Genomic DNA, 26,156 nt, shown 5'->3' with positions numbered 1-26,156 from the left:
ATGGAGCTTAAAAATGCACAAAAAATAGTTGATGAGTGGATCAAAACCCATGGTGTCCGATATTTTAATGAGTTGACCAATATGGCACAACTTACTGAGGAAGTTGGAGAGGTGGCCAGGATTATCGCGCGTCGCTATGGCGAACAGAGTGAAAAGGAAAGTGACAAAGACAAAGATCTCGGTGAGGAATTGGCAGATGTGGTCTTTGTCGTTTTATGTTTGGCCAATCAGACAGGAATTGATCTGCAGGCGGCTTTCGACAAAAAGATGGACCAAAAAACAAAACGTGATCACGATAGGCATCATGGGAATGAGAAGTTGAAATGATTTTTTTAAGTTATGAGTTATGAGTTATGAGTTATGAGTTATGAGTTCAGAGTTTCAGAAGTTCAAAGTTTATGGAATAACTTTTTTACTTTCGTAAATCCCGCCTCTACAAATGCTGAGGAAGGGTAGGCGTAGATCCTAAATCCTAAATCAAAAATAATCAATCAATAATCCACAAATTTTTGTGAAACTTCGTGCCTCTTTTGTGTTCCATTGTGGAATAGCTTTTCTATTTTCGCAGATCATAAATCTCGCCTCCGCAAAAGCTGAGAACAGGCAGGCGTAAATCGTATATCAAAAATCGTAAATCGTAAATCCCATGTTGTTAGCTCTACATAAATCTACCATTGTAGAAAATCCTCCAAAAATAGTCATCACTGGTTCAAAAAGTGAAACCAATAGATTATTATTGTTGCAAGCACTTTATCCCGAACTAAAGATTCATAATATCTCCAATTCTGACGATTCTGAAGTGATGCAAAAAGCATTAAAATCGGCATCAAATCTTATTGACATTTCCCATGCTGGTACGGCAATGCGATTTTTGACTGCTTTTTTTGCGACACAGGAAGGAAGAGGAATTACCATAACCGGTTCAGATAGGATGAAAGAACGGCCGATCCAAGTATTGGTAGAAGCCCTAAATGCTTTAGGCGCAGATATCTCTTATGTGGAAACTGAAGGCTGTCCGCCATTAAAAATCAACGGTAAATTGCTGTCAAAAGAGAAAGTGTCTCTAAAGGCCAATGTAAGCAGTCAATATATTTCTGCGCTATTATTGATTGCCCCAAAATTGAAAAGCGGTTTGGAATTGACCTTAGAGGGCGAGATTACATCCGTTCCCTATATCAATATGACCTTGGACTTACTTAATCAAATTGGGGTGAAAACCCATTTTGAGAATAATAAAATAAAAATAAGTCCACTTGAACGCTTAAGTCCTGATCAACCACCTCTCACCGTAGAAAGTGATTGGTCTTCTGCATCTTATTTCTACTCTATTGTAGCATTAAGTCCTGTGGGAACTGAAATCACTTTATCCTCCTACAAAAAAAACAGTTTGCAAGGCGACTCTATTCTATCCAAGATTTATACTGATTTTGGTGTGGAGACTACATTTGGAAACCATGCTATCACCCTTTTGAAAAAAGAAGAATGCCAATTAAAAAAGATGGACTGCGAGCTTAAAAACGCTCCGGATATTGCGCAAACGATAGCCGTAACCTGTTTTGGACTCGGAATTGGCTGCTATTTAACAGGATTACATACATTAAAAATTAAAGAAACGGACAGGCTTGTCGCTCTTAAAACAGAACTTGAAAAGTTAGGCGCAAAGGTTACCATTACAGAAAATAACTTGACGTTACAGCCGAATCAATTGTTTGATCTTGGGAGTAAATCCCATGTGAATCAAGGGTTAGGAGAGATTATTGGTACTTATCATGACCATAGAATGGCGATGGCCTTCGCACCTTTAGGTCTCAAAATGAATCTCCAAATAGAGGACGCGATGGTCGTTTCAAAATCCTATCCCACCTTCTGGAAAGACCTTAAAACTGTCGGTTTTAAAATAACAAAATAATAAACGCTCATTTACTTGACAAGGCCTAGTTTGAGATTGTATCTTTGCAGCCTGCAAAAATCTATACAAATGGTGTTGTGACGTACTTATGATTAAGCTGTTAGCATACGATTTGATAGAAAAGGATATTTTTAAGATTTGTTGGCAAACAGATCTGATCATTAAAAAACATATAAATACATGAAATTATCCCACTTTAATTTTAAACTTCCTGAAGAACTATTGGCTGAACATCCAGCAGAAATTAGAGATGAATCCCGTTTGATGGTCTTGGATAGAAAAAAACAAACTATTGAACACAAAATGTTTAAGGATATCATTGATTATTTTGATGAAGGAGATGTCATGATCTTAAACAATACGAAGGTTTTTCCAGCCCGTTTATACGGCAATAAAGAAAAAACAGGAGCAAGAATTGAAGTCTTTTTATTAAGAGAACTTAATGAAGAACAACGTTTATGGGATGTTTTGGTTGATCCAGCCCGAAAAATACGAATTGGAAACAAATTGTATTTTGGAGATGATGAAACTTTAGTAGCTGAAGTTATAGATAACACGACATCCAGAGGACGTACCTTACGTTTTCTTTACGACGGATCCTATAAAGAATTCCGTCAAAAACTCACCTTACTCGGAGAAACGCCGTTACCAAAATACATAAAAAGGGAGGTTGAACCAGAAGATGAGGAGCGATACCAAACTATTTTCGCTAAAAACGAAGGCGCAGTAGCAGCACCAACTGCTGGTTTGCATTTCTCTAAACATCTATTAAAACGTTTGGAAATTAAAGGTATCGAATTTGCCGAGGTGACCCTTCACGTTGGATTGGGTACATTCAATCCTGTTGAGGTGGAAGATTTATCCAAACATAAAATGGACAGTGAGGAAGCTTTTATCACACAACAAGCAGCCGATATTGTCAATGATGCCAAAGCTCGTAAAAAAAGAGTGTGTGCGGTAGGTACAACTGCCATGAGAGCCATCGAAAGTTCGGTATCTTCAAGTGGAACGTTGAATGAGTTTTCAGGATGGACCAATAAATTCATTTTCCCACCATATGAGTTTAGCATTGCCAATTGCATGATCACTAATTTCCATACGCCAAAATCCACTTTGTTGATGATGGCTTCTGCATTTGCCGGTCATGATTTTATTAAGAAGGCCTATGAAGAGGCTGTTAAGGAGAAATACCGTTTCTATACTTATGGCGACGCCATGTTGATTATCTAAATAACAGATTGTTTTAAATATGGCCTCATCTTTGGATGGGGCTTTTTTTTTAGTAGGCAGTCAACAGTCGGAAGTCTCAGTTTTCAGTAGAATAGGCGTCAATATCAGGTTGGGCGCTTCAATTTCATCTTCAATTTGAATTTCACTTAACTCCCTAGGGATCTTTAAATTCGAACTTTCTCAAATTATATCTTGACCTTTTCGAAATTCGTCAAACCTTTCATTATTTTTGCAACATCAATGGAAACAACAAAAAAAGACATACGCGCATTAACCAAAGAGCAACTTCGTGAGTTTTTTGTCGCACAGGGCGATAAGGATTTTAGGGGTAATCAGGTTTATGAATGGCTGTGGAACAAAGGCGCCCACAAGTTTGACGACATGACCAACATCTCAAAAGAGACACGGCTTATGTTGGAGGACAATTTTGTCATTAACCATATTGAGGTGGACCAGATGCAACGCAGCAATGACGGTACCATTAAAAATGCCGTACGCCTGCATGATGGTTTGATTGTAGAGTCCGTACTGATTCCAACAAAGAAGCGGACCACTGCCTGTGTATCTTCGCAAGTTGGGTGTAGTCTCGACTGCAAATTCTGCGCTACTTCGCGTCTCAAACGCATGCGTAACTTGAATCCTGATGAAATTTTTGATCAAGTTGTTGCCATTGACAAACAAAGTCGATTGTATTTCAATAAACCTTTGACAAACATCGTGTTTATGGGAATGGGAGAGCCTCTTATGAACTATAATAATGTATTGAAGGCAATTGATAAGATTACCTCCCCTGAAGGTTTGGGGATGTCTCCAAAACGCATTGTGGTGTCTACCTCAGGTGTTCCCAAAATGATCAAGAAAATGGCCGATGACGAAGTCAAATTCGGTCTTGCCGTTTCCTTGCATTCTGCCATTGATGAAATCCGCACCTCCATTATGCCATTTAACGCAACGTTTCCATTGGCCGATTTAAGGGAGGCTTTAGAGCATTGGTATGCCAAAACAAAAAACCTTATTACTTTTGAATATGTGGTATGGGATGGCATCAATGACACTAAAAAGGATGTGGAAGCCTTGATTCAATTCTGCAAGTTCGCTCCCAGCAAAGTCAATTTAATTGAATATAACCCTATTGATGATGGCGAATTCCAACAAGCGGATAACGCAGCATTAGATATGTATATTTCCATGTTGGAAGCAAACAATATCACCGTGACGGTAAGACGTTCAAGAGGCAAGGATATCGATGCGGCTTGCGGACAGTTGGCAAATAAGTCATAAATAAAGCTGCTTGTTGTTTTATTTGTAGAAATTATCGTAAAAAAACTTAGCTTTCTGAAATTTTAGATAGCATATCATTCCCATTTTTAGTACGTTTGTTATAGAAATTCGCTTGACGACCTCCATTTGAAAATTGACGAACAAATAAAGCAGCCCATTGCCTATGAAATGGAACTTTTCGAACAGAAGTTCCTGCTCTCCATGTCTTCAAAAGTGGCACTTTTAAATAGGATTACCACCTTTATTGTCAATAGAAAAGGCAAGCAAATGCGACCTATGTTCGTGTTTCTCGTCGCCAAAATGGTCAATAATGGCAATGTTAGCGAACGGACTTACAGAGGCGCTGCGGTCATAGAACTGATCCACACCGCCACCTTGGTACACGATGATGTGGTAGATGATAGCAATAGACGGCGCGGCTTTTTCTCGGTCAATGCCTTATGGAAGAACAAAATTGCCGTGCTTATTGGCGATTATCTACTGTCAAAAGGCTTGCTGCTCTCCATTGATAACAATGATTTTGACTTGCTTAAAATTATTTCCGTAGCCGTTAGGGAAATGAGCGAAGGTGAGTTGTTGCAAATTGAAAAGGCACGTCAACTGGATATTACGGAAGACGTTTACTACGAAATTATTCGGCAAAAAACAGCGACTCTCATTGCAGCATGTTGTAGTCTTGGTGCGGCTTCCGTAAAACCCAATGCGCCTGATGTGGAAATCATGCGTAAATTTGGGGAACTTATCGGAATGGCATTTCAAATTAAGGACGATCTATTCGACTATGGTAATGAAGCTATCGGAAAGCCAACGGGAATCGATATCAAAGAGCGAAAAATGACCCTTCCGCTTATTTATGCCATTAATAATTCTACTAAAAAGGAAAAGTCCTGGTTGATCAATTCGGTTAAAAACCATAATAAAGATAGAAAGCGCGTTAAAGAGGTTATTGCATTTGTGAAAAATAAAGGGGGATTGGAATACGCTGTTTCTAAAATGCTCGAATTTCAGGACGAAGCCTTACTGCTTTTAAATAACTATCCCGAATCTCAATTTAAAGCATCGTTGCTACTAATGGTCAATTATGTGATTGACAGGAAGAAGTAGGTGCTGAGTTTGAAGCTCGAAGCATGAAGATACAAGTGCGAAGCGCTTGACTTTTTTAAAATAATAGACGTTTAATTCATTGTGATAACCTCCTTATATCCAGTGTCATTCGTCTTTTTTTAAACAACTCAATAAAAAAAAATTAATTCCCCAGGCAACCTTTTACGTGATTTTTGCGTCTTTATAAATAGAAGACCTAATAGAACCAATTTTTGAAAGTCATTCAACTACATAGCCACAACATCGCGCTCATTAAAAAAGCGGCCGAGAACAATCGTGAGGCGCAGCACAGGCTTTATGAGGCCCATGCTCCAAAAATGTTGAGTATTTGTAGATATTATGTAAAGGATATTCAAAAAGCGGAAGAGGTTATGTTAAACGGATTTTTTAAAGCTTTTGTCAACTTAAAATCCTTTAAGAACGAAGGCAGTTTTGAGGGTTGGCTCCGGAGGATCATGGTCAGGGAAGCTATTTCTTTTTTGAGGCAGGAAAAGAAGATTGAGTTTTCGGTTGAAGATATAGAGGTAAATCCTGAACAGGTTAGCAACATCCAAACGGCAATTGAAGTGAATGAGATCCAACAGCATATTGACGAATTGCCCGAAGGCTATAAAATGGTTTTTGTAATGTATGCCATTGAAGGCTACAAACATCATGAAATTGCAAGTTTGCTGAATATCAATGAAGGTACCTCAAAATCGCAATTGTTTAAGGCAAGACAGCTATTGCAATACAAGATCAACAAGTGGAACAATATAAATAATGGTACAGATGAAATGGGAGGATAATATAAGGGAAACGCTTGAGAATAGAACAATCAAGCCATCTGCTACATCGTGGGATACCTTGGCCGGCCAATTGGATGCTGCCGATAAAAAGAAGAGTAAAACAATGTATTGGTGGATAGGTATTGCAGCTAGTGTTGTAGCGATATTATTTACGGTGAACGTTTTTTTCAACGGGAATAGCACTGAAAGTCAAAGTCCGGTTATAGTCAATACGCAGGAACAGGTTGATGAGTATAATATTCCGACGGAGAGATTGCCAGTGGAAGAACAGATAGCAACAACACAGCAAGATGATGAAATGCTCCAGCCGGTTGATAAAAATACCGCTGAAAAAGAGCTTCTCAAAAACCAGAATGATTTAACGCCACCAATAAATAAGTACAGTTCTGTTGCTAAAATCGAGAAGGAAATAACTGAACCATTAGATACAAATCTTCAAAAGGAAATTTTAGAAGATAAAAAAGTCTCTGAGATTGTTGCCCAAATTCAGGATTTAAAAAGTAAGGGTCAAACCGTAACTGATGCTGATATTGATGCGTTGTTAGCTCAGGCTCAGAAGGAAATTAGGTTTCAAACCATGGCTCAGGGAGGTACATTAACGGTCGATGCAAATGCGCTGTTACAGGACGTCGAATCCGACTTACAGCAATCGTTTAGAAATAAAATCTTTGAAGCTTTAAAGAATAGTTATGAAACCGTAAAAACTGCAGTTGCGGAACGAAATAATTAAACCAATTTCTGCGAAGGCAGGAATTGAAAGAGTAAAAAATAAATTCATCAATCAAAAAACGAACATCATGAACACAATCACAAAACTTGTTGTGCTGACATCGCTCTGCCTTATTATGGGTCCATCGCATGCACAAGACACACTACAAAAACCGGACAATCACTACAAAATCGAGAATCTTAAGCAGTTAAAAGAAACAATCGTAAACGAAGAAAAAGCATCTTTAAAGGCCGAAGTAGAGACGATTAATCAACGTCTTGAAAGAGGTGAAATTTCGCAAGAAAATGCCGAAGTCTTAAAAAAAGAAATGGCCAAAAAAAGAGCCCTGAACATTGAAAACCGTTTGGCGATTATTGATAATAAAATTGCACTTCTTCAACGCAACGATGCCAGTTATAAATTGGAAAGCGAGAATAGAAATGAAATTGGTGTGAGCATTGGTTCTTTTACAGGAATTAGCATTAACAGTAAAAACAAGCCCCCTAAATATGATATTCGCACTACCAACGATTTAGTGTTTGCCATTGGCTTTAACAATACGATTATCGAAGGTCAGAGTTTGGACGATTCACCTTACCAAATAGGAGGTTCTGGATTTGTAGAGCTGGGTTGGCTTTGGAAAACCCGACTCCTGAAAAAGTCGAATTTTACGCGAGTGACTTATGGGCTTTCCGTACAATGGAATAAACTGTCCATAAAAGACAACCAATACTTTGTTGAGAACGGAAATGTCACAACATTGGAACCGTTTCCATACGATATGAAAAAGGCGAAACTTAGAACTACAAGTTTGGTCGTTCCGATTCACTTTGAATTTGGTCCCTCAAGATTTAAGGATTATGGAAACCGAATCAGATATTATACGGGCAATCAATTCAAAGTTGGCGTTGGCGGTTTCGGCGGGGTCAATTTAGGGACAAAGCAAAAATTGAAGTATAAACAAGATGGGAAAAATCAAAAGGATAAATTTAAATCAGATTATAATACCTCTAACTTTGTTTATGGTGTAAGTGCTTATGTTGGAGTTGGCGATTTTAGCGTTTATGCCAAATTTAATCTTAACGATTTGTTCAAGGATCAGACTATTGCGCAGCGAAATGTGTCCTTAGGATTACGATGGGACTTTTAGTTAATTTAATTCAATTGTGTTAGTCAAAAAAGGTGTTGACGGTTATTCAATGCCTTTTTTATTTTAGGACTATTAGATTTTATATGATGTGAATGACCTCTGCATTTTTATGTGAGTTTAGTTTGTTTCGAGTCTCTATCAAGGACGATGTCAATTTTGAAAGACCGGATTTGTTTTAGATTGTTTTTACAAAAAACTCAAATCATACATTCCTTAAATGTTTGCTTTCTTTGTGCTATTTTTACAAAAAATTACATCTGCAACTTTGATTTCAAGATCTACCATAGACCGAGTATTTGAAGCCGCCCGAGTTGAGGAGGTCATTGGCGATTTTGTCAACCTCAAAAAATCAGGAAGCAATTTCAAGGGTTTGAGCCCGTTTAGCGACGAACGTTCACCAAGTTTTATGGTCAGCCCTGTAAAACAGATATGGAAGGATTTTAGTAGTGGCAAAGGGGGGAATGCAGTAACGTTTCTCATGGAACACGAACACTTCACCTATCCTGAAGCTATTAAATATCTTGCCAAAAAATACAATATTGAGATTGAAAAAACCGAGCAGACCAATGAGCAAAAGGAGGTTGCCAATGAAAGGGAAAGTCTTTATTTGGTCAATGAGTTTGCGAACACGTATTTTCAAAAAATACTGCACAAAACAGACCCTGGTAAAGCGATTGGACTCAGTTATTTTAAGGAGCGTGGTTTTACAATAGACACCATCAAAACCTTTAGTTTGGGCTATTCCTTGGATGAATGGCAAGCGTTTACTGACGAAGCTTTGAAAAATGGATACCAACTCGAATTCCTTGAAAAGACGGGGCTGACCATTGTCAAGGACCAGAAACGATTTGATCGGTTTAAAGGCCGGGTCATGTTCCCCATCCACAGTATGAGTGGACGGATCTTAGGCTTTGGAGGCCGAATTTTGGGTGCCGATAAAAAGGCCGCTAAATATCTAAATTCTCCAGAAAGTGAGGTCTATCATAAAAGTAAAGTTTTGTATGGTTTGTTCCATGCCAAACAATCCATCGCCAAAGAAGATAATTGCTATTTGGTAGAAGGGTATACGGATGTCATCCAATTTCATCAATCTGGAATAAAAAATGTCGTGTCATCATCCGGTACGGCTTTAACACCGGAACAGATCCGTCTGATCAATCGTTTAACCAAAAACATCACCGTACTTTTTGATGGTGATGCTGCGGGTGTTCGTGCGGCGGTCAGAGGTATTGACTTGATTCTTGAACAGGGCATGAATGTCAAAGTATGCTCCTTTCCAAACGGTGCCGATCCAGATAGTTTTGCGAGACAAAACACACCGGAAGAGCTTGCATCCTATCTTGAGGATCATGCGAAAGACTTTATTCAGTTTAAAGCTTCTTTGTTAGTAGAAGAAGCCAAAAACGATCCCATAAAAAAGGCAGATACTATTCGAGAAATTGTCAATAGCATTTCAAAGATCCCTGACCCGATTAAACGGGAGATTTACGTAAAAGAATGTTCCAGTATCATGGACATCAGTGAAGCTGTTTTGTTCAGTACATTGGCACAAATCGGTAAAAAAGAAACTCAAGAGGCCAACAGACAGCATAGAACGGAGCAAAAGGCTTTTGAGGTAGTGCGCTCAGAACAACCAGCCAAAAAAGTAAACCATCAATATGTATTGGAGCAGAAAATCATAGAAATCCTGTTGCTTTATGGTAAAGAAACAGAAGAATTTGAGGATTTGGTCATGAAGGAAGATGAGACCGGTGAACTAAAAATGGAACCAATAATTCATCAGGCCAAAGTGTTTGAAAAAATTTATCTGGATCTGCAGGAAGATGAAATGCAGTTTTCCAATGAGCACTTTCAAAATCTATATTATATCATTATTGAGGCATTGCATCAGTCGAAGGAGTTTCAATTGAAGGACTTTATCAACAGACTTGATCAACAAATGGCCAATGAGGTGACTACTATTTTGATGAATGATGAACGTTATAGTCTCCATGATTGGGAGCGTAACCATATTATTCCTAAGGATAAAGATCAATCTATTGCACAATTGGTTACTCAAACGATCTTGAGTTTAAGATGCTTTTTAATCGACCAAAAGGTAATGGAATATAAGTTAGAGATTGCTGAGCCACAGAACGATCCTATGGGAATAATGGAAGATGTGCGAGATTATTTAAAATTAAAAACACTCTTGTCCAAAAAATTGGGAAAAGTGGTTGGGGGAAAATACTAAATTGTGCCCAAATGTTCCGCTTGATGGATTAAATCAACCAGATTGGTAACATTCAACTTTTTGAAAAGTCTAGCCTTATAGGTGCTGACCGTTTTTTCGTTGATGTCGAGTTCCAAAGCAATTTCTTTGTTTTTCTTTCCGGTTGATAGCAATTTTAAAACTTCAACTTCCCGTGTGGATAAGCGTTTGTATAGTTTGCTCTTTGAATTACGGGTATCATTAAAGTGTAAATGTTTCTCCATGTTGGCACTTAGGTAAATTTCTCCGTTATGCACTTTAATGATAGCTTCTCTAATAGTTTGTGTATCTACCGTTTTTAAAATATATGCGGAAGCGCCTGCTTTAATGGTGCTGATGGCATAGATTTCTTCTGGGTGATAACTGAACATGATCACTTTGACTTTCTCATGCTCTTTTTTAATTGCTCTTAAGGCTGTGATGCCATTAAGTTCAGGAAGGTCAATTTCAGAAATGATAACATCTACGGGATACCGTCTTATAAATTCAAAGATTTCAATACCTGTACCCACAGTTCCGACCACTTCAATGTCTGGATCTAATTCGAAAAGCAATTTCAAGCCTTCTCTTACAATGGGATGATAGTCCACAACCAATACCTTGATCATAATTTGTTGTTTGTTAGTTAATTAAGTAAACCTATGCGCTTAAGAGGATAAGTTTAAGATTGTGGAGTTTTGTTACGTAAATGTATGAAAAAAATCATGATATTCAACTGATTTTGACAACATTCCATGAATTTCACAATAAAAACAGCAGATTACTTTAAATTTTTGGGTATTTCACATATTGGAATTGGAACCATTTTATGTTGGTTGTTTGCGTTAAGTTTTGAGAAAAGTTCAAAGACTTCGCGTTTTCTGCCTTCGAAATCCTCGAGTTTTTTCCCGTTTTCCTTCATGCTCATTGCCCATTCCAATTCAGGATAAGAGGCACCTATTTGGTCTTCATCACTTCGATCATCGCCAAACAAACCGTCACTAGGTACCGCATTGATGATGGAACTTGAAATACCCAACATTTTCGCGAGATCATATACCTCCGATTTTGTAAGATCGGCAATAGGGCTCAAATCTACACCACCATCACCATATTTTGTAAAAAAGCCAACCCCAAAATCTTCTATTTTATTTCCTGTGCCCGCCACCAATAAACCATGCAGTCCGGCGTAGTAATATAGTGTGGTCATTCTCAATCGCGCCCGGGTATTGGCAAGTGCCATATCAACAGTAGCTTGATTGTCAATAATAGAAACTTCAGCTTTGAATTGGTCAAAAACTGGCGTGAGATCCACCAATGTGTTCTTTACGTTTGCAAAGTTGTCTTTTAATTGTTTTATATGTTCTTTCCCTCGTGATACATGGTTTATTGGCTGATGTATGGGCATTTCTAGGCATAAGAGATCCAAGCCTGTCTTGGCGCATAACATCGAGGTCACTGCCGAATCAATACCGCCAGAAATACCAATAACAAAACCATTTACTTTGGCATTGTTGGCGTAATCTTTTAGCCAATTTACTATGTGGTCAATAACTTTTTCTGTTTGCATTTTTTGGAAGATTTAACACAAAGAATACTACCTTTGTACCACAAAAATAAAGCAATCGTCTAAGTAATAAAAATTTAAGAGGTTTAAAACAACTATGAAGAATATTGGTTTTCTATTAGTCCTGCTGTTGGTTTTTAACGCTTGTAAAGAAAGTGATCAGATAGAAAGTGAAATTTCTAAAATTGATATAGACCTGAACGTGGAGCGTTTTGATTTGGATTTTTCGAAGGCCAAATCTGACGACTTACCTAAGTTGAAACGGGATTATCCCTTTTTGTTTTCAGAACGTATCCCTGATTCTATATGGATTGACCGTATTAATGATTCCCTGCAGAAAGAACTCTCTGGTGAGGTGGAAAAAACCTATGCTAAATTTGATGATGTGCATGATGATATCGAATCGCTATTCCAGCATTTAAAATATTACGACAAAACGTTTAAGGTGCCTCGGGTTATTACGGTAACATCAGATGTTGATTATAGAAACAAAACTATTGTAACCGATACCATTGTGCTGATTTCATTAGATACCTATTTAGGTTCTGACCACCACTTTTATGAAGGTATACAACGGTTCTTGACTTTAAATATGAAGCGTTCTCAAATTGTGAGCGATTTAGCGGCTAATTATTCGGAGGGTTATATCTTACAAAATAAACCCAAAACCCTTTTGGATGATATGATCTACTTTGGGAAGCAGTTATATTTTAAGGATAAAATGATTCCATTCAAATCAGATGCTGAAAAGATTGGGTATTCTGAAGAGCAATTGGAGTGGGCTGAAGCAAATGAAAGTGAAATCTGGCGCTATTTTATCGAACGGGAACTTTTGTTCAGTACAGATAATAGTTTGGCTGGACGCTTTATTGCTGATGCACCTTTTTCTAAATTTTATTTAGAACTTGACAGCGAGTCGCCAGGTAAACTAGGTCAGTATATCGGATGGCAGATAGTAAGATCTTATATGAAAAATAATGATGTTCCGTTTATGGAGATGCTGCAAAAGGATGCTGATGAAATTTTTAATAATTCTAAATTTAAACCACGAAAATAATGTCAAAAACTATAAAATCAACCATTGAATTGCACGTTGAATTGGATGAAAACCGCGTGCCTGAAAAACTGAGTTGGACAGCGCCAGATGGCGGTATCGACAACGAAGAAGCCAAAGCCATGATGCTTTCAGTTTGGGATAGTGAAGCGCAAGAAACTTTGCGTATCGATCTTTGGACAAAAGATATGCCCGTAGATGAAATGAAAGTTTTTTTCCATCAGACCTTGGTCGAAATGAGTAATACATTCCAGCGTGCCACAGAAGATGAGAAAATGTCCGCAACCATGATGGATTTCTGCGATTATTTTGCCGAAAAATTAGAACTCAATAAATAAGAGATATAAACCTGCCAGTTTTCAAAAATCAACCTGCAAGGTTTCTAAAACCTTGTAGGTTTGAATCAATAACAAATAAACAATGCGCAAACTCCTGTACATTTTAATTTTAGTGATGGTCGTATTGTTCGGCTATCGCTATGTTTTCAATGACAAGGATAAAACGACTTTACAGGAAAATTCGGCTCTCATCCAAGAGCAGATCAGAAATGTCAGTAAATTGGTCGTCACCGAAGGGCATTTCAGTCAGGTGTTTACCTATAAAAACTCAAAAGCTATTTTTGCCAACCTAGTCAATGTAGAAAAGAAGGCTCTGGTAGTAGTCAATGCAGACGTGACGGTGTCTTATGATTTGAGTCAGATTGAATATGAAGTGGATGAAGCTTCGAAAACCCTCAAGATTTTAAGCATTCCAAAAGAAGAGATCAATATCAGTCCGGATTTTGAGTATTATGATATCACCGCTGATTATTTGAATCCATTTAAAGCAGAAGACTACAACAAAATCAAAGACAAAGTCAGAGCACAATTGATGAAAAAGATTGAAGCATCCAACTTAAAAAGCAATGCACAAAATCGTTTGATCAGCGAATTGTCCAAATTCTATATCTTGACCAGCTCTTTAGGTTGGACACTGCAGTATGAAGGCAATTCCATCAAATCTTCCGACGATTTGCAGAACATCAAACTATAATTTCTTATTCAAACTCAACCAACCACCACCATTGGTGGCGATAATATTATTCAAATTCAAGTATTCAGCGGCCTTTGCTGATCTGGCACCACTCGCACAGCAGGTAATTACTGGTTTCTTTAATTTCTTGAGTTCTCCAATCCGATTTTTAAGTTCATCCAACGGAATGTGTCTTGCATGTTTAATATGTCCATTGTCCCATTCTTTTTGAGTCCTAACATCCAGAATAATCGCGCCCTTTTCTAAAAGCTCATTAATTTGTCTCTTTTTGATACCGAATATAAAATCAAAAATTCCCATAAATTTCTTTTGTTTAAATTTACGAAATATTGAATAAACCTAGACTCATAATCTTTGAATTTAAAACCTCGAAACTTGAATACAGAAGGCACTCGTAGGGATGAAATCATCAACACCGCCACCAAACTTTTTAAAGAAAAGGGATATAGCGCTGTGACCATGCGCGATTTGGCAACGGCTATGGGAATGAAAGCAGCAAGTCTTTACAATCATATAAATTCAAAGCAGGAGATTTTAAAGGCCATCATTATTTCCTTGGCTGAAGAGTTTACCCAAGGTATGGATGTTATTAAAAAATTGGATGAAAAGGCGATCGAAAAATTGAAAATGATCGTTGCTCTTCATGTTGATATTACTACAAGGAATCCCTACGGAATGGCATCGCTTAACAATGATTGGATGCATTTGGAAGAACAACTGGTTTATTATTTGAAATTACGTGAAAGCTACGAGCAGGATTTCGTAGAGATCATTAAAAACGGGATTGCTTCCAATGAAGTCGTCAACAAGAACCCGGAAGTGATCATGTTTTCAATACTTTCTACTTTACGTTCCTTGTATTTATGGATTCCGAAAAAAGAAGAAATAGATTCAAAAGTTTTAGCCGAAAATCTGAGCGACCTCCTCATCAATGGAATTAACAAATAGTTTACAATAAATTTTGTAAATTTGTAGCTCAAACTAACAAGCGTTAGTCCGTAAGTTGCAAGAATAACAAAACCTGGCTGGTTTAAAATTTGCCGCTTTAAAGGCTGTACTCTTTTAGTTTTAAACAGTTTACCTATTACTAACAATAAGACACCACGCTTTCAGGCGTGGCACTATTATGGCAGAATTCCACAACCTCAAAGTGGCAGATATTTATAAGGAAACAAAAGATTGCGTAGTCATTGCTTTTGATGTTCCTGAAGACTTAAAGGATAAATTCAAATATCGCCAAGGTCAACATTTGACTTTGCGCAAGGAGTTCAATGGTAAGGACATTCGGCGTAATTATTCGCTATGCTCAAGTCCGTTGGACAACGAATGGAAAGTTGCTGTTAAAACCATACGGAATGGTGTGTTTTCGAATTTCGCATTCAACGAATTAAAAAAGGGTGATACTCTTGAGGTCATGGTGCCACATGGTGAATTTACGGTTGATGTTGATGTTGAGGCGAGTAATAATTATATCGCATTTGCCGCAGGAAGTGGCATTACGCCATTAATGTCCATTATTAAAACCCATTTGCACGAGGAGCCAAACAGCACCTTTAAGTTGTTTTATTTGAACAGAACCGTAAAATCCATTATCTTTAAAGAAGAAATCGAACAACTTAAAAATCAGTTCTTTGGAAGGTTTCAGGTCTTTTATTTTTTAACAAAGGAACAGCGTGATATTCCGTTTTTGAACGGACGTTTTGACAAAGAAAAATTGGCTGTGTTGACCAAAACTTTTATAGATATTCCAGATACGCAACATGCTTTCATCTGTGGTCCTCAGGATATGATTTATTTAATTCGTGATGAGTTGGAAGCAGCAGGAATGCCTAAGGATAGAATCCATTTTGAATTATTTTTTACAGGAAGTTCTGAAGAAGAAAACAAACATATTGCAGAAGTCCTTGAGCAAAAAATCGAGGGTACCCGAGTAACCATTATTGATGGCGGAAAAGAATTCCATTTTATCATGGACAATGATTTTGACAATATTCTCGATGGTGCCTTGTCTGCTGGGGCCGATTTGCCATTTGCTTGTAAAGGTGGCGTTTGTAGCACCTGCAAATGCCAGGTTTTAGAGGGTTCAGTCAAAATGAAAAAGAATTATGCGCTGGCTGACAAGGAGGTAGAACAGAATTATGTGTTGAGCTGTCAGGCTGTCCCTACAAGCGATAAGGTTGTGGTGGATTTTGATGTTTAGTCGGCACCAACCTGCAAGGTTTAAGTTTGTTTAAAGATTACCCTTGTAGAACAGGATAAAGAGATCATAAAGCGTGACAAGACCTCACAGGTTTTAAAAACCTGCCAGGTCTGAGCAAAGTAAATAACCATTCACTAATAATTATTAAAATGAGTGAAGAGCAAATTAGGAATTTAGAAAAACAATTCGAAGAACGTATCGCAAGAGACGAAAAAATCGAACCGAAAGATTGGATGCCAGAAAAGTACCGTCAGACGCATATTCGTCAAATGTCGCAACATGCGCATTCTGAAATTGTAGGGATGCTTCCAGAAGGCAATTGGATCACCCGGGCCCCTTCTTTAAGACGGAAGGTAGCTTTGTTGGCGAAAGTCCAAGACGAAGCAGGCCATGGTCTGTATCTTTATTCTGCCACTGAAACCTTGGGTATTTCACGTGAAGAAATGTATGAGCAATTACACACGGGAAGAGCAAAATATTCAAGTATTTTCAACTATCCAACCATTACTTGGGCTGATATTGGAGCCATTGGATGGTTGGTGGATGGCGCAGCCATTATCAATCAAGTACCATTGTGCAGTACCTCTTTTGGACCTTACGCTCGTGCGATGGTGCGTGTATGTAAGGAAGAAAGTTTCCATCAACGTCAAGGTTATGAAATCATGATAAAATTGTCAAACGGCACTCCAGAGCAAAAGGAAATGGCACAAGATGCCTTAAACCGATGGTGGTGGCCAAGTTTAATGATGCTGGGTCCTACAGATGCAGAATCAGTCCATACCGAACAATCCATGAAATGGAAATTGAAACGTAAATCCAATGACGAATTACGTCAGCAATTCATTGATCAAACCGTGCCACAAGCAGACTTGATTGGCTTGACCATTCCCGACCCCGATTTGAAATGGAACGAAGAACGTGGTAGTTATGACTTTGGTGAAATTGATTGGGATGAATTTTGGCAGGTGGTCAAAGGTCATGGACCAATGAACAAAGAGCGTTTGAAAGCCAGAGTTAGTGCGTGGGAACGTGGCGAATGGGTGCGAGATGCAGCAATGGCATACGCAGAGAAAAAAGCCGAAAGAAAAGAAAAAGAAGCAGTTTAGCCAACCTGCAAGGTTTTTAGAACCTTGTAGGTTTGAAACATAATATGAAGTCACAAACTATGACAACAACAAAGAATTGGCCTTTATGGGAAGTTTTCGTAAGAAGTAAAAACGGACTGGAACATCGTCATTTTGGCAGTTTGCACGCGGCAGATGCAGACATGGCCTTGGAGAATGCACGCGATGTTTACACCAGAAGAAATGAAGGTGTCAGTATATGGGTCGTAGAATCCAAAAACATCACCGCCTCCAATCCAGAGCACAATGGTGAAATGTTTGAACCTGCAAAAGATAAGGTCTATCGTCATCCAACGTTTTATGAGTTGCCTGATGAGGTGAAGTATATGTAAAACGAACTTGAAATTGAACGTGAAGTTGCCCGCCTGCCGGACGGGCATGAAATTGAAAAAATGAGTGAGAACAAATATGATTTATGCGAACGTTTAGAAGATTTTGCGGCTTCAATCATTTTATTATATGATAAAAAGCCGTTGTCTTATGCTAGTGATTATTTGGCTAAACAACTCATTCGTTCCTCATGTTCATCAGCTTTAAACTATGGAGAAGTTTTGGGAGTAGGAATAGATGCAGACAAAATTAATAAGTTAAGAATTTGCTTAAAAGAATTGAGAGAAAGTCAACGAAACCTCAATATTCAATCTAAAGCTAAATTGTTTTCAAATGAAGATTTATTTGGATTAAAGAATGAAAATGATCAACTGATAAGAATAATAGTTACAAGAATTAAAAACATTAATTAAAAAAGGAGTTGAAATTTAAATCGGATTTCAATTCGAAAAGGACAAATTATGTATTGGAGCCCTTCAATTTCAACTTCAATTTCAACTTCAATTTTTTAAAATGAAAGATAATCTCTATCAATACATCCTCGGCATAGCCGACAATTCCCTAATCCTCGGGCAACGCATGGGTGAACTTTGTGGACACGGACCAAGTTTGGAAACCGACATTGCTTGTACCAATATTTCTTTGGATTTATTCGGTCAAGTACGCAGCTATTATCATTATGCCGCCAAAATTGCAGGTGATGGACGAACTGAAGACGATATTGCCATGCTTCGGAAAGAACGTGAATATGTCAACGTGCTTTTGGTAGAACAGCCCAACACTGATTTTGCTAATACCATGGCACGTCACTTTTTATTTGATGTGTATCACTTTTTATTCTTAACAGAGTTGAAGAAAAGTAAGGACATGACTTTGGCGGCAATCGCCACAAAATGCATAAAAGAGGTAAGTTACCATCAGCGATTTTCATCGGACTGGATCAGGCGATTGGGTGACGGAACTGAAGAGAGCCAAATGCGTATGCAGGCGGCAATTAACGATTTATGGACCTATACCGATGAATTGTTCCACCAAACTGAAGCCGATAAAGCGATGGTTTCAGAAGGCATCGGGGTAGATGTCACCAAATTAAAAGCAGCTTATTACGAAAAAGTAAATACGATTTTAGAAGAATCAACCTTGTCCGTTCCAGAATCCAAATATTTCCAAAGAGGAGGGAAAATGGGTATCCATACCGAACATATGGGGTTTTTATTGGCGGAACTGCAGTACATGCAACGTACTTATCCAAATATGGAGTGGTAAAGAATTGTTGATTGATGAACTGCGATTTATGATTGTAGAAGTACTTCGAAAATCATAAATCTACAATCCTCAATCTGAAATAAAATATGGTCACAACAGAACAAAATATCGACCCAAAATTAATCCCGATCCTGGAAGCAGTTTCCGATCCGGAAATCCCAGTCCTCTCCATTATGGACATGGGTGTGGTGCGTACTGCTGTCATTCAAAATGAGATTGTAAAAGTTCAAATCACACCAACCTATAGTGGTTGTCCTGCCATGGATGTTATTGGTGACGACATTAAAAAAGCTTTAGAAGATGCAGGATACAAATCGGAAATAGAATTGATTTTATCCCCAGCTTGGACCACCGATTGGATTACACCAAGAGGCAGAAAGGCATTGGAAGATTATGGCATCGCGGCTCCTTTGGGTGCTGAAGCCGATAAAGATGTTTTACTCCATGGCAAACGCCTGGTAAAATGTCCACAATGTGGTTCAACAAACACAAAAATGGTGAGCCAATTTGGTTCAACAGCGTGTAAGGCACAGTTTCAATGCGATGACTGTTTAGAGCCCTTTGATTATTTTAAATGTTTAAAGTAGCAAGGATCAACGATTGCAGATCGAAGATTGTTGATTTTTGAAGTACTTCTAAAATCAACAATCGTTAATCTTCAATCAAAAAATCATATAAAATGAATTCAATATTATTAGAGATAAAAAATAGTGTAGCGTATATCACGCTCAACCGCCCAGAAGTCTTCAATAGTTTTAATCGCGAAATGGCGTTACGGTTACAAGACACACTTGATGCTTGTGAGAAAAATGATGAGGTTCGAGCCATCGTTTTGACTGGAAACGGAAAGGCATTTTGTGCGGGTCAAGATTTGAAAGAAGTGACCTCGCCAGAATTAAATCCAGGGTTTAAGAAGATCTTGGAAGAACATTACAATCCGATAATTACAAGAATCCGCTCAATTAAAAAACCAATCATTGGCGCAATCAACGGTGTGGCGGCAGGAGCCGGAGCAAATATTGCCTTGGCTTGTGATATAGTTGTAGCTCATGAAAAGGTCAGTTTCATCCAAGCCTTTAGCCTCATCGGTTTGGTGCCCGATAGTGCAGGAACTTTCTTTTTACCAAGACTTATCGGATTCCAAAAAGCATTGGCATTGGCTATGCTTGGCGATAAAGTATCGGCAGAAGAAGCTGACAAAATGGGAATGCTTTATAAGGTTTTGCCTTTGGAGAGTTTTGAACAAGAGGTTAATGAATTGGCATTAAAACTTGCCAATATGCCTACAAAAGCTTTGGGAATGATCAAGGAATTATTCAATACTTCCATGACCAACGATTTGGAAGCCCAGTTAGCAATGGAATCTAAATTTCAAATTGAAGCAGCACAAACCGAAGATTACGCCGAAGGAGTTGCTGCATTCGTTGAAAAAAGAAAACCGAATTTCAAGGGTAAATAAATATATATTGTAGATTGTTGAATGTCGATTTAAGATTTTTGAAGTGATATTTTTGCATAAATGGAGAGTTTTATTAAAAAAACATTACCGGGGTTCTCGTACCATATGAATTTGCATAAAAAGGAGGCCGATAACTTATTATGAGGCAAAACTTCAAAAAACAACAATTTTCAATCAACAATCCTAAATACTGAGAAAGAAGTATTGACTATTGTTGATTTAAGATTGTAGAAGTTAGAAATGTTAATTTTAAAATCATTGACAGTTTAATTATAAAATTATGAAACCGAACCAATTAGAAGAGCGACTTATTCAGTTTGCAATTGATGTTATTTTGATTTGTAAAAAAGTAGATAATTCATTTGCTGCAGAACATTTAGCCAAACAACTTATAAGATCGGCAACTTCAGCCGCTTTGAATTATGGGGAGGCTCAAGGCGGAGCGTCAGCTAGAGATTTTATTCATAAGATTAAAATTTGCTTAAAGGAGTTAAGGGAATCATTAATCAACATGAAGATTCAAAAAGGAGCCAATTTAATTACTGATATAAATGCGTTGGATAAGTTGATAAAGGAAAATAATGAATTGATTTCGATTTTTGTAGTTAGCATAAAAACGGCATCATTAAAGTTGAAATCTTAAATTATGTGTGGAGCCAAACTTCAAAAATCAACAATTTCCAATCAACAATCTTCAATAATGCAAATAGGAATTATCGGCTCAGGAACCATGGGAAGTGGCATCGCACAAGTAGCTGCAACATCGGGCTGCAAAGTAAAATTGTACGATACCAATCAATCTGCATTGGACAAGGCAAAAGCAGCTTTGGAAAAAATATTGTCACGATTGATTGAAAAAGATCGCATTGATGCTAACGAAAAATCTCGAATTCAAAACAACATTTCCTACGTTGATAATTTAAAAGACCTATCAGACTCCGATTTAACCATTGAAGCCATTGTTGAAAATCTGGACATCAAGAAGAAAGTGTTATCAGAATTGGAAACCTATGTTTCAAAAGACTGTATTATAGCCTCCAATACGTCAAGTTTGTCTATTGCTTCTATTGCCGCATCCTTAAAAAAACCAGAACGTTGTATTGGGATCCATTTTTTCAATCCAGCCCCATTGATGCAATTGGTTGAAGTGATTCCGGCGATACAAACCTCAAAAGAAGTTTTAGAGACATCGAAGAAAATTATATCCGATTGGAAAAAAGTCGTTGCCGTTGCAAAAGACACTCCCGGATTTATAGTCAATCGTGTGGCCAGACCCTTTTATGGCGAAGCTTTAAGAATATACGAAGAGGGTATTGCTGATTTCGCAACCATCGATAAGAGTTTGAAAACTTTAGGAGGTTTCAGAATGGGACCTTTCGAATTAATGGATTTTATTGGAAACGACGTTAATTATACAGTAACAGAAACCGTATTTACTGCCTTTTATTTCGATCCGAGATACAAGCCAGCCTTTACGCAGAAACGTTTTGCAGAAGCCGGTTATTTAGGTCGAAAATCAGGAAAGGGTTATTACGATTATGATGAAAATGGCGCTATGATTATTCCGACTGAGTCTAATAAATCTCATAACGAAGGATTAGCCCAAAAAATTTTCGACCGCGTTTTGGTTATGCTTATCAATGAAGCCGCAGATGCGTTATTCATGAACATTGCTTCCGCAGAAGACATCGATAATGCAATGACCAAAGGTGTCAACTATCCTAAAGGCTTATTGGCGTGGGCCGATGAAAAAAGCATCGAGTGGTGCGTTTCAAAAATGGATGAATTATATAATGAATATCATGAGGATAGGTATCGGTGTAGCCCGCTTTTAAGAAAAATGAAAGAGAAAAAGACTAATTTTTTAGAAGTGAGAGGTTCGAGGTTAGAGGTTCGAGGTTAGAGGTGAGAAAGAAACATTAGAATATTAAAATGAAAAGTAATTATTATTTCAAATTTGAGGATTTACAAGTTTATCAAAAAGCCATAGCTTTTGGTGAATTAGTTAATAAACAAATTGATTCATTTCCCAAACACGAAATGTATAGATTATCATCTCAATTTATTAGAGCTGCAGACTCTATAGCTTTTAATATTGCTGAAGGTTCAGGGAGTACAGACACGAATTTCAACAGATATCTAAAGATGGCTTGGGACAGCGCTCATGAATGTGTGGCTGTTTCAACTAAAGAACGACTTAGAGGTTACATAACTTTTCAGGAGGAAGAAGAAAATAGAAAAATGGTTACTGAAATATCAAAAATGATATCTGCTTTGAGAAGACACTTAAACAATAAGAGCTGAATTGTGATAAATCGTATGATTTCACTCACCTCTCACCTCTACAAAACTCATCACTAAATGGACGGAAACCTCATACCTTACAAAATGCTCGCTCTCGATGCCTACAGCACCTACCTCGGCATTGAGATTTTAGAATGTGAAATAGGACGATGTAAGGTCGGAATGACCATCAGAAAAGAAATGCTAAATAGCATGGGAAAGGCCCACGGTGGCATCAGTTATTCATTAGCAGACACTGCTTTCGGATTTGCGGCCAATACGCATGGTAAATACGCAGTTTCCATTGAAACGAGTATCAATCATATCGAAGCATTAAATGAAGGCGATTATATAGTGGCAGAATCCGTAATTGAGAAGGTGAAAAACAAATTAGGATTTAATATCATCGAGGTTAAACGAGGTGATGAATCGGTCGCTCTTTTTAAAGGTATCGTATATAGAACCAATAAAGATTGGGAAGAATAAATAAGAATGTTTTAAATTTAATAACTAATAATTTTAAACACTAAAACATATGAAATGGAAAGGTAGAAGACAGAGTGGGAATTTGGAAGACCGTCGTGGCATGTCCAACAAAGGCAAATTAGCTGCGGGCGGTGGCTTAATAGCTATCGTGGTCGTCTTACTTCAGCTGTTTGGAGGTGAAACGGGACAGCAATTGGCACCAATCCTTGAGCAGGTCAATCAGTCGCGATCCGTATCAGAACCAGGAGAGCAAAGAGAATTAACTGCAAAGGAGAAAGAGATGGGCGCTTTTGCTGCTACACTTTTAGCAGATACCGAAGATGTTTGGAACCAAATTTTCAAGGAGAATAATCTTGGCGATTATCAAGAACCAGGAATGGTATTGTTTACAGATGCTGTAAGAAGTGGCTGTGGAAATGCCAGCTCTGCCTCAGGTCCTTTTTATTGTCCAGCCGATCATAAACTTTATATGGACTTGGTGTTTTTTGATGAATTAAAAACACGATTTGGAGCGAAAGGCGGCGATTTTGCCATTGCTTACGTCACGGCTCACGAAGTTGGCCACCATGTTCAGACCTTACTCGGCACTTCTCAAAAGGTAAGGCAGATGCAACAACAATCCAGTGCGGCACAAGCCAATCAGCTTTCAGTAGCACAAGAACTGCAAGCCGATTTTTACGCAGGTGTTTGGGCGCATCACAATAGAGAATATTTGGAAGAAGGCGACATTGAAGAAGCTTTAAGTGCTGCAAATGCAGTAGGTGATGATGCCATTCAAAAACGAACGCAAGGTAGCGTGCAACCAGATAGCTTTACCCATGGTACTTCCGAGCAACGCATGCATTGGTTTATGAAAGGGTATAAAACTGGCGACATCAGACAGGGCGATACGTTTTCGGAAATACTGAATTAAATTATTCCTACGAAGGCAGGAATATCGGAACCTTGTAGGTTTGGAAATTAATAACAAAACAAAAGAAAAGATTCCCGCCTTCGCGGGAATGACATAAGCTTATGAAAGAAGCATATATCATAGACGGAATCAGAACTCCAATAGGAAGTTATCAAGGCACTTTATCTGCAGTAAGAACTGACGATTTAGCAGCTTTGGTCATAGCAGAAATTGTCAAACGGAATCCAAACATTCCAAAGGAGGCTTATGACGATGTCATTTTGGGCTGTGCCAACCAAGCCGGAGAGGACAACCGAAATGTGGCGCGTATGGCTTTGTTATTGGCGGGATTGCCATTTACTGTTCCAGGTGAAACGGTCAACCGCTTATGCAGTTCAGGACTATCGGCAATCATTCAGGCCAATCGCGCCATAAAAGCAGGTGACGGCGACGTGTTTATTGCCGGAGGTGTGGAGCACATGACCCGCGGACCGTATGTAGTAGCCAAACCATCCAGTGCTTTTGGAACCGATGCTAAAATGTACGATTCGAGTTTTGGCTGGCGCTTTGTCAATCCGAGAATGCAAAAATTATATGGAACCGATGGTATGGGTCAAACTGCTGAAAATCTAGTGGAGAAATATAAGATCTCTCGAGAAGATCAAGATAAGTTTGCTTGTTGGAGTCAGATGAAAGCAGCTAAAGCCCAAGAAAACGGACGTTTAGCTAAAGAAATCATGACTGTTGAAATTCCTCAACGAAAGAAAGATCCCATTCTGTTTTCAAAAGATGAATTTGTAAAACCGAATACCTCTTTAGAAGTTTTAGGAAAATTGCGCGGGGCATTCAAAGCTGAAGAAGGAAGCGTCACCGCTGGAAATTCTTCAGGACTGAACGATGGTGCGGCCGCAACGATTATCGCTTCTGAAGCAGCTGTAAAAAAATACAACTTGAAACCATTGGCGAGAATTGTAAGTTCAGCAGTGGTTGGTGTCGAACCAAGAGTCATGGGCATCGGTCCAGTGGAAGCTTCTAATAAGGCATTACTAAAAGCAGGTTTGACGATGGACGATATGGACATCATCGAACTCAATGAGGCCTTTGCGGCACAAGCTTTGGCGTGCACCAGAGCATGGGGATTGGCAGATGACGATCCAAGATTGAACCCTAACGGAGGGGCCATTGCCATTGGTCATCCGCTCGGTGTAACGGGAACTCGAGTGGCATATTCTGCTGCACTGGAGCTTAGAGAAACGGAAAAAAGATATGCTTTGATTACAATGTGTATTGGGGTTGGACAGGGGTACGCTGCTATTATCGAACGAATTCCTGCGTAGCAGGAAACCTTTAGGTTCAGCGTAGCTAATCTCATTGGTGAAAGTTGAACTATTAATCAATAAATATTTTCTATATTTATATAAAACAAATATAAAATGGCAACATTTACATCGTCATTACCGGACGAATTGCTTAAAGAGCTTGCTGACACGGCAAAAAAACTTAAGCTACCGAAGAACAAAATTATAGAGAAAGCATTGGAATATTATTTAGACCAAATCAAGCGTGCTGAATATGCCAAATCTTTTCAACGTGCTGCAAAGGACCCAGAAATGCTGTTAATTGCAGAGGAAGGCTTGGAAGATTATGTCAGGATTTTAGAGGATCTGGAGAAGAAATGAAACAGGGTGAAATTTGGAGTGTTTATTTCGATCCAATAAAGGGCAGTGAACAGGCTGGTAATAGACCAGTAGTTATTATTAGTGGGAATTTGATGAATTCAAAATCTGATTTGGCAATTGTATGCCCGTTAACCAGCTCAATCAAAGATTATAAAGGAAATCCCATTTTGAAACCTGATAAAATTAATGGTTTGGAATTGCCGTCGGAAATTTTGGTTTTTCAAGTTAGAACGCTTTCGAAATTGCGCTTTAAGAAGAAAATAGGAATTATTTCAGAAGAAACTGTTTTAGAAATAAAAAAAACACTTGATGATATTTTACGATTATAAAATTGAATATTGTGTTTATTTTAATTTTCGGTATTGAATGAAAAGACCTGGCTT

The 26,156-nt window shown here is 38.2% G+C and carries 31 protein-coding genes; 28 read left to right on the top strand and 3 right to left on the bottom strand.

The features are described 5' to 3' along the window. The 9 genes from G6N06_RS13600 to dnaG all read left to right on the top strand — a co-directional run bounded on the left by G6N06_RS13600 (position 1) and on the right by dnaG (position 10,404). A complete protein-coding gene (locus G6N06_RS13600) occupies positions 1–327 on the top strand; it encodes a nucleotide pyrophosphohydrolase (protein WP_163517308.1) in 327 nt (108 codons plus the stop codon). 319 nt (positions 328–646) lie between these two features. Next, positions 647–1,909, top strand: coding sequence for a 3-phosphoshikimate 1-carboxyvinyltransferase (locus tag G6N06_RS13595; RefSeq protein WP_163517307.1), 1,263 nt, complete (start codon positions 647–649; stop codon positions 1,907–1,909). 180 nt (positions 1,910–2,089) lie between these two features. Then, positions 2,090–3,139, top strand: coding sequence for a tRNA preQ1(34) S-adenosylmethionine ribosyltransferase-isomerase QueA (gene queA / locus G6N06_RS13590; RefSeq protein WP_163517305.1), 1,050 nt, complete (start codon positions 2,090–2,092; stop codon positions 3,137–3,139). Between the two features lie 240 nt (positions 3,140–3,379). After that, positions 3,380–4,420, top strand: coding sequence for a dual-specificity RNA methyltransferase RlmN (gene rlmN / locus G6N06_RS13585; RefSeq protein WP_163517304.1), 1,041 nt, complete (start codon positions 3,380–3,382; stop codon positions 4,418–4,420). 126 nt (positions 4,421–4,546) lie between these two features. Next, entirely contained in the window at positions 4,547–5,524 is a 978-nt protein-coding gene (locus G6N06_RS13580) for a polyprenyl synthetase family protein (RefSeq protein WP_163517303.1), read from the top strand. A 212-nt stretch (positions 5,525–5,736) separates the two neighbouring features. Then, positions 5,737–6,312, top strand: a complete 576-nt coding sequence (locus G6N06_RS13575; RefSeq protein ID WP_163517301.1) for an RNA polymerase sigma factor — start codon at positions 5,737–5,739, stop codon at positions 6,310–6,312. Continuing rightward, positions 6,296–7,042 (top strand): hypothetical protein, encoded by a 747-nt coding sequence (locus G6N06_RS13570; RefSeq protein WP_163517300.1) that lies wholly within the window; start codon positions 6,296–6,298, stop codon positions 7,040–7,042. The genes G6N06_RS13575 and G6N06_RS13570 overlap by 17 nt, the downstream gene beginning before the upstream one ends. Positions 7,043–7,109: 67 nt before the next feature. Continuing rightward, positions 7,110–8,171 carry a hypothetical protein gene (locus tag G6N06_RS13565; protein ID WP_163517298.1) on the top strand — a complete coding sequence of 354 codons (1,062 nt, stop codon included), beginning with the start codon at positions 7,110–7,112 and terminating at the stop codon, positions 8,169–8,171. A gap of 265 nt (positions 8,172–8,436) precedes the next feature. Continuing rightward, positions 8,437–10,404: a DNA primase gene (dnaG, locus tag G6N06_RS13560; RefSeq protein ID WP_163517385.1), complete on the top strand. Its 1,968-nt coding sequence runs from the start codon at positions 8,437–8,439 to the stop codon at positions 10,402–10,404. Here the strand turns inward: dnaG and G6N06_RS13555 are convergent. Continuing rightward, positions 10,401–11,030, bottom strand: a complete 630-nt coding sequence (locus G6N06_RS13555) for a response regulator transcription factor (protein WP_163517297.1) — start codon at positions 11,028–11,030, stop codon at positions 10,401–10,403. The genes dnaG and G6N06_RS13555 overlap by 4 nt on opposite strands. Positions 11,031–11,182: 152 nt before the next feature. Continuing rightward, on the bottom strand, positions 11,183–11,971 hold the full coding sequence (gene nadE / locus G6N06_RS13550) for an NAD(+) synthase (RefSeq protein ID WP_163517296.1): 789 nt from the start codon (positions 11,969–11,971) through the stop codon (positions 11,183–11,185). 94 nt (positions 11,972–12,065) lie between these two features. Between nadE and gldB the strand changes: the two genes are divergently transcribed. The 3 genes from gldB (at position 12,066) to G6N06_RS13535 (ending at position 14,054) form a co-directional block, all read left to right on the top strand. Then, complete coding sequence (gene gldB / locus G6N06_RS13545; protein ID WP_163517295.1) at positions 12,066–13,025, top strand: gliding motility lipoprotein GldB; 960 nt, start codon at positions 12,066–12,068, stop codon at positions 13,023–13,025. Continuing rightward, positions 13,025–13,360: a gliding motility protein GldC gene (gene gldC / locus G6N06_RS13540; protein ID WP_163517294.1), complete on the top strand. Its 336-nt coding sequence runs from the start codon at positions 13,025–13,027 to the stop codon at positions 13,358–13,360. The genes gldB and gldC overlap by 1 nt, the downstream gene beginning before the upstream one ends. An 82-nt stretch (positions 13,361–13,442) precedes the next feature. Then, positions 13,443–14,054, top strand: a complete 612-nt coding sequence (locus G6N06_RS13535) for a DUF4230 domain-containing protein (RefSeq protein ID WP_163517293.1) — start codon at positions 13,443–13,445, stop codon at positions 14,052–14,054. On the opposite strand, the gene G6N06_RS13530 is transcribed toward G6N06_RS13535, so the two are convergent. Beyond that, positions 14,049–14,354 carry a rhodanese-like domain-containing protein gene (locus G6N06_RS13530; protein ID WP_163517292.1) on the bottom strand — a complete coding sequence of 102 codons (306 nt, stop codon included), beginning with the start codon at positions 14,352–14,354 and terminating at the stop codon, positions 14,049–14,051. The genes G6N06_RS13535 and G6N06_RS13530 overlap by 6 nt on opposite strands. Positions 14,355–14,429: 75 nt before the next feature. On the opposite strand from G6N06_RS13530, the gene G6N06_RS13525 reads away from it, so the two are divergent. From G6N06_RS13525 to G6N06_RS13450, 16 genes are all read left to right on the top strand, one after another. Continuing rightward, entirely contained in the window at positions 14,430–15,002 is a 573-nt protein-coding gene (locus G6N06_RS13525) for a TetR/AcrR family transcriptional regulator (RefSeq protein WP_240338071.1), read from the top strand. A gap of 178 nt (positions 15,003–15,180) precedes the next feature. Further along, entirely contained in the window at positions 15,181–16,254 is a 1,074-nt protein-coding gene (paaE, locus tag G6N06_RS13520; RefSeq protein WP_163517290.1) for a 1,2-phenylacetyl-CoA epoxidase subunit PaaE, read from the top strand. 149 nt (positions 16,255–16,403) lie between these two features. After that, complete coding sequence (paaA, locus tag G6N06_RS13515; RefSeq protein ID WP_163517289.1) at positions 16,404–17,360, top strand: 1,2-phenylacetyl-CoA epoxidase subunit PaaA; 957 nt, start codon at positions 16,404–16,406, stop codon at positions 17,358–17,360. Between the two features lie 59 nt (positions 17,361–17,419). Continuing rightward, positions 17,420–17,710: a 1,2-phenylacetyl-CoA epoxidase subunit PaaB gene (paaB, locus tag G6N06_RS13510; RefSeq protein WP_027125816.1), complete on the top strand. Its 291-nt coding sequence runs from the start codon at positions 17,420–17,422 to the stop codon at positions 17,708–17,710. 60 nt (positions 17,711–17,770) lie between these two features. After that, positions 17,771–18,121, top strand: a complete 351-nt coding sequence (locus tag G6N06_RS13505) for a four helix bundle protein (RefSeq protein WP_163517287.1) — start codon at positions 17,771–17,773, stop codon at positions 18,119–18,121. Between the two features lie 100 nt (positions 18,122–18,221). Next, complete coding sequence (gene paaC / locus G6N06_RS13500; RefSeq protein WP_163517286.1) at positions 18,222–18,974, top strand: 1,2-phenylacetyl-CoA epoxidase subunit PaaC; 753 nt, start codon at positions 18,222–18,224, stop codon at positions 18,972–18,974. Between the two features lie 86 nt (positions 18,975–19,060). Then, on the top strand, positions 19,061–19,561 hold the full coding sequence (gene paaD, locus G6N06_RS13495; protein WP_163517285.1) for a 1,2-phenylacetyl-CoA epoxidase subunit PaaD: 501 nt from the start codon (positions 19,061–19,063) through the stop codon (positions 19,559–19,561). Positions 19,562–19,653: 92 nt separating this feature from the next. Next, the gene (locus G6N06_RS13490) at positions 19,654–20,433 is read left to right on the top strand and encodes an enoyl-CoA hydratase-related protein (protein ID WP_163517284.1); all 780 of its coding nucleotides are present in this window, start codon (positions 19,654–19,656) and stop codon (positions 20,431–20,433) included. Positions 20,434–20,713: 280 nt separating this feature from the next. Beyond that, positions 20,714–21,076, top strand: a complete 363-nt coding sequence (locus G6N06_RS13485) for a four helix bundle protein (RefSeq protein WP_163517282.1) — start codon at positions 20,714–20,716, stop codon at positions 21,074–21,076. A 57-nt stretch (positions 21,077–21,133) separates the two neighbouring features. Continuing rightward, entirely contained in the window at positions 21,134–22,336 is a 1,203-nt protein-coding gene (locus G6N06_RS13480) for a 3-hydroxyacyl-CoA dehydrogenase NAD-binding domain-containing protein (protein ID WP_163517384.1), read from the top strand. A gap of 29 nt (positions 22,337–22,365) precedes the next feature. Beyond that, complete coding sequence (locus G6N06_RS13475; protein ID WP_163517280.1) at positions 22,366–22,737, top strand: four helix bundle protein; 372 nt, start codon at positions 22,366–22,368, stop codon at positions 22,735–22,737. 57 nt (positions 22,738–22,794) lie between these two features. Further along, positions 22,795–23,202, top strand: coding sequence for a PaaI family thioesterase (locus G6N06_RS13470; protein WP_163517279.1), 408 nt, complete (start codon positions 22,795–22,797; stop codon positions 23,200–23,202). A gap of 49 nt (positions 23,203–23,251) precedes the next feature. Further along, entirely contained in the window at positions 23,252–24,115 is an 864-nt protein-coding gene (ypfJ, locus tag G6N06_RS13465; protein WP_163517278.1) for a KPN_02809 family neutral zinc metallopeptidase, read from the top strand. A 101-nt stretch (positions 24,116–24,216) separates the two neighbouring features. Then, a complete protein-coding gene (pcaF, locus tag G6N06_RS13460; protein WP_163517277.1) occupies positions 24,217–25,431 on the top strand; it encodes a 3-oxoadipyl-CoA thiolase in 1,215 nt (404 codons plus the stop codon). 96 nt (positions 25,432–25,527) lie between these two features. Further along, positions 25,528–25,773: a ribbon-helix-helix domain-containing protein gene (locus G6N06_RS13455; RefSeq protein ID WP_163517276.1), complete on the top strand. Its 246-nt coding sequence runs from the start codon at positions 25,528–25,530 to the stop codon at positions 25,771–25,773. Beyond that, positions 25,770–26,102 (top strand): type II toxin-antitoxin system PemK/MazF family toxin, encoded by a 333-nt coding sequence (locus G6N06_RS13450; protein ID WP_163517275.1) that lies wholly within the window; start codon positions 25,770–25,772, stop codon positions 26,100–26,102. The genes G6N06_RS13455 and G6N06_RS13450 overlap by 4 nt, the downstream gene beginning before the upstream one ends. The last annotated feature ends 54 nt before the right edge of the window (positions 26,103–26,156 follow it).

It is taken from the genome of Gelidibacter japonicus, from assembly GCF_010725055.1.
Taxonomy (GTDB): domain Bacteria; phylum Bacteroidota; class Bacteroidia; order Flavobacteriales; family Flavobacteriaceae; genus Gelidibacter; species Gelidibacter japonicus.
Note: the sequence above shows the minus strand (reverse complement) of the source record. Positions and strands in the feature narration are given on the sequence as shown.

Coding starts and splice junctions, on each gene's coding strand:
- G6N06_RS13600 (WP_163517308.1), top strand. CDS start 1: ATGGAGCTTAAAAATGCACAAAAAATAGTTGATGAGTGGATCAAAACC.
- G6N06_RS13595 (WP_163517307.1), top strand. CDS start 647: ATGTTGTTAGCTCTACATAAATCTACCATTGTAGAAAATCCTCCAAAA.
- queA (WP_163517305.1), top strand. CDS start 2,090: ATGAAATTATCCCACTTTAATTTTAAACTTCCTGAAGAACTATTGGCT.
- rlmN (WP_163517304.1), top strand. CDS start 3,380: ATGGAAACAACAAAAAAAGACATACGCGCATTAACCAAAGAGCAACTT.
- G6N06_RS13570 (WP_163517300.1), top strand. CDS start 6,296: ATGAAATGGGAGGATAATATAAGGGAAACGCTTGAGAATAGAACAATC.
- G6N06_RS13565 (WP_163517298.1), top strand. CDS start 7,110: ATGAACACAATCACAAAACTTGTTGTGCTGACATCGCTCTGCCTTATT.
- G6N06_RS13555 (WP_163517297.1), bottom strand. CDS start 11,030: ATGATCAAGGTATTGGTTGTGGACTATCATCCCATTGTAAGAGAAGGC.
- nadE (WP_163517296.1), bottom strand. CDS start 11,971: ATGCAAACAGAAAAAGTTATTGACCACATAGTAAATTGGCTAAAAGAT.
- gldB (WP_163517295.1), top strand. CDS start 12,066: ATGAAGAATATTGGTTTTCTATTAGTCCTGCTGTTGGTTTTTAACGCT.
- gldC (WP_163517294.1), top strand. CDS start 13,025: ATGTCAAAAACTATAAAATCAACCATTGAATTGCACGTTGAATTGGAT.
- G6N06_RS13535 (WP_163517293.1), top strand. CDS start 13,443: ATGCGCAAACTCCTGTACATTTTAATTTTAGTGATGGTCGTATTGTTC.
- G6N06_RS13530 (WP_163517292.1), bottom strand. CDS start 14,354: ATGGGAATTTTTGATTTTATATTCGGTATCAAAAAGAGACAAATTAAT.
- paaE (WP_163517290.1), top strand. CDS start 15,181: ATGGCAGAATTCCACAACCTCAAAGTGGCAGATATTTATAAGGAAACA.
- paaA (WP_163517289.1), top strand. CDS start 16,404: ATGAGTGAAGAGCAAATTAGGAATTTAGAAAAACAATTCGAAGAACGT.
- paaB (WP_027125816.1), top strand. CDS start 17,420: ATGACAACAACAAAGAATTGGCCTTTATGGGAAGTTTTCGTAAGAAGT.
- G6N06_RS13505 (WP_163517287.1), top strand. CDS start 17,771: ATGAGTGAGAACAAATATGATTTATGCGAACGTTTAGAAGATTTTGCG.
- paaC (WP_163517286.1), top strand. CDS start 18,222: ATGAAAGATAATCTCTATCAATACATCCTCGGCATAGCCGACAATTCC.
- paaD (WP_163517285.1), top strand. CDS start 19,061: ATGGTCACAACAGAACAAAATATCGACCCAAAATTAATCCCGATCCTG.
- G6N06_RS13490 (WP_163517284.1), top strand. CDS start 19,654: ATGAATTCAATATTATTAGAGATAAAAAATAGTGTAGCGTATATCACG.
- G6N06_RS13485 (WP_163517282.1), top strand. CDS start 20,714: ATGAAACCGAACCAATTAGAAGAGCGACTTATTCAGTTTGCAATTGAT.
- G6N06_RS13480 (WP_163517384.1), top strand. CDS start 21,134: ATGCAAATAGGAATTATCGGCTCAGGAACCATGGGAAGTGGCATCGCA.
- G6N06_RS13475 (WP_163517280.1), top strand. CDS start 22,366: ATGAAAAGTAATTATTATTTCAAATTTGAGGATTTACAAGTTTATCAA.
- G6N06_RS13470 (WP_163517279.1), top strand. CDS start 22,795: ATGGACGGAAACCTCATACCTTACAAAATGCTCGCTCTCGATGCCTAC.
- ypfJ (WP_163517278.1), top strand. CDS start 23,252: ATGAAATGGAAAGGTAGAAGACAGAGTGGGAATTTGGAAGACCGTCGT.
- pcaF (WP_163517277.1), top strand. CDS start 24,217: ATGAAAGAAGCATATATCATAGACGGAATCAGAACTCCAATAGGAAGT.
- G6N06_RS13455 (WP_163517276.1), top strand. CDS start 25,528: ATGGCAACATTTACATCGTCATTACCGGACGAATTGCTTAAAGAGCTT.
- G6N06_RS13450 (WP_163517275.1), top strand. CDS start 25,770: ATGAAACAGGGTGAAATTTGGAGTGTTTATTTCGATCCAATAAAGGGC.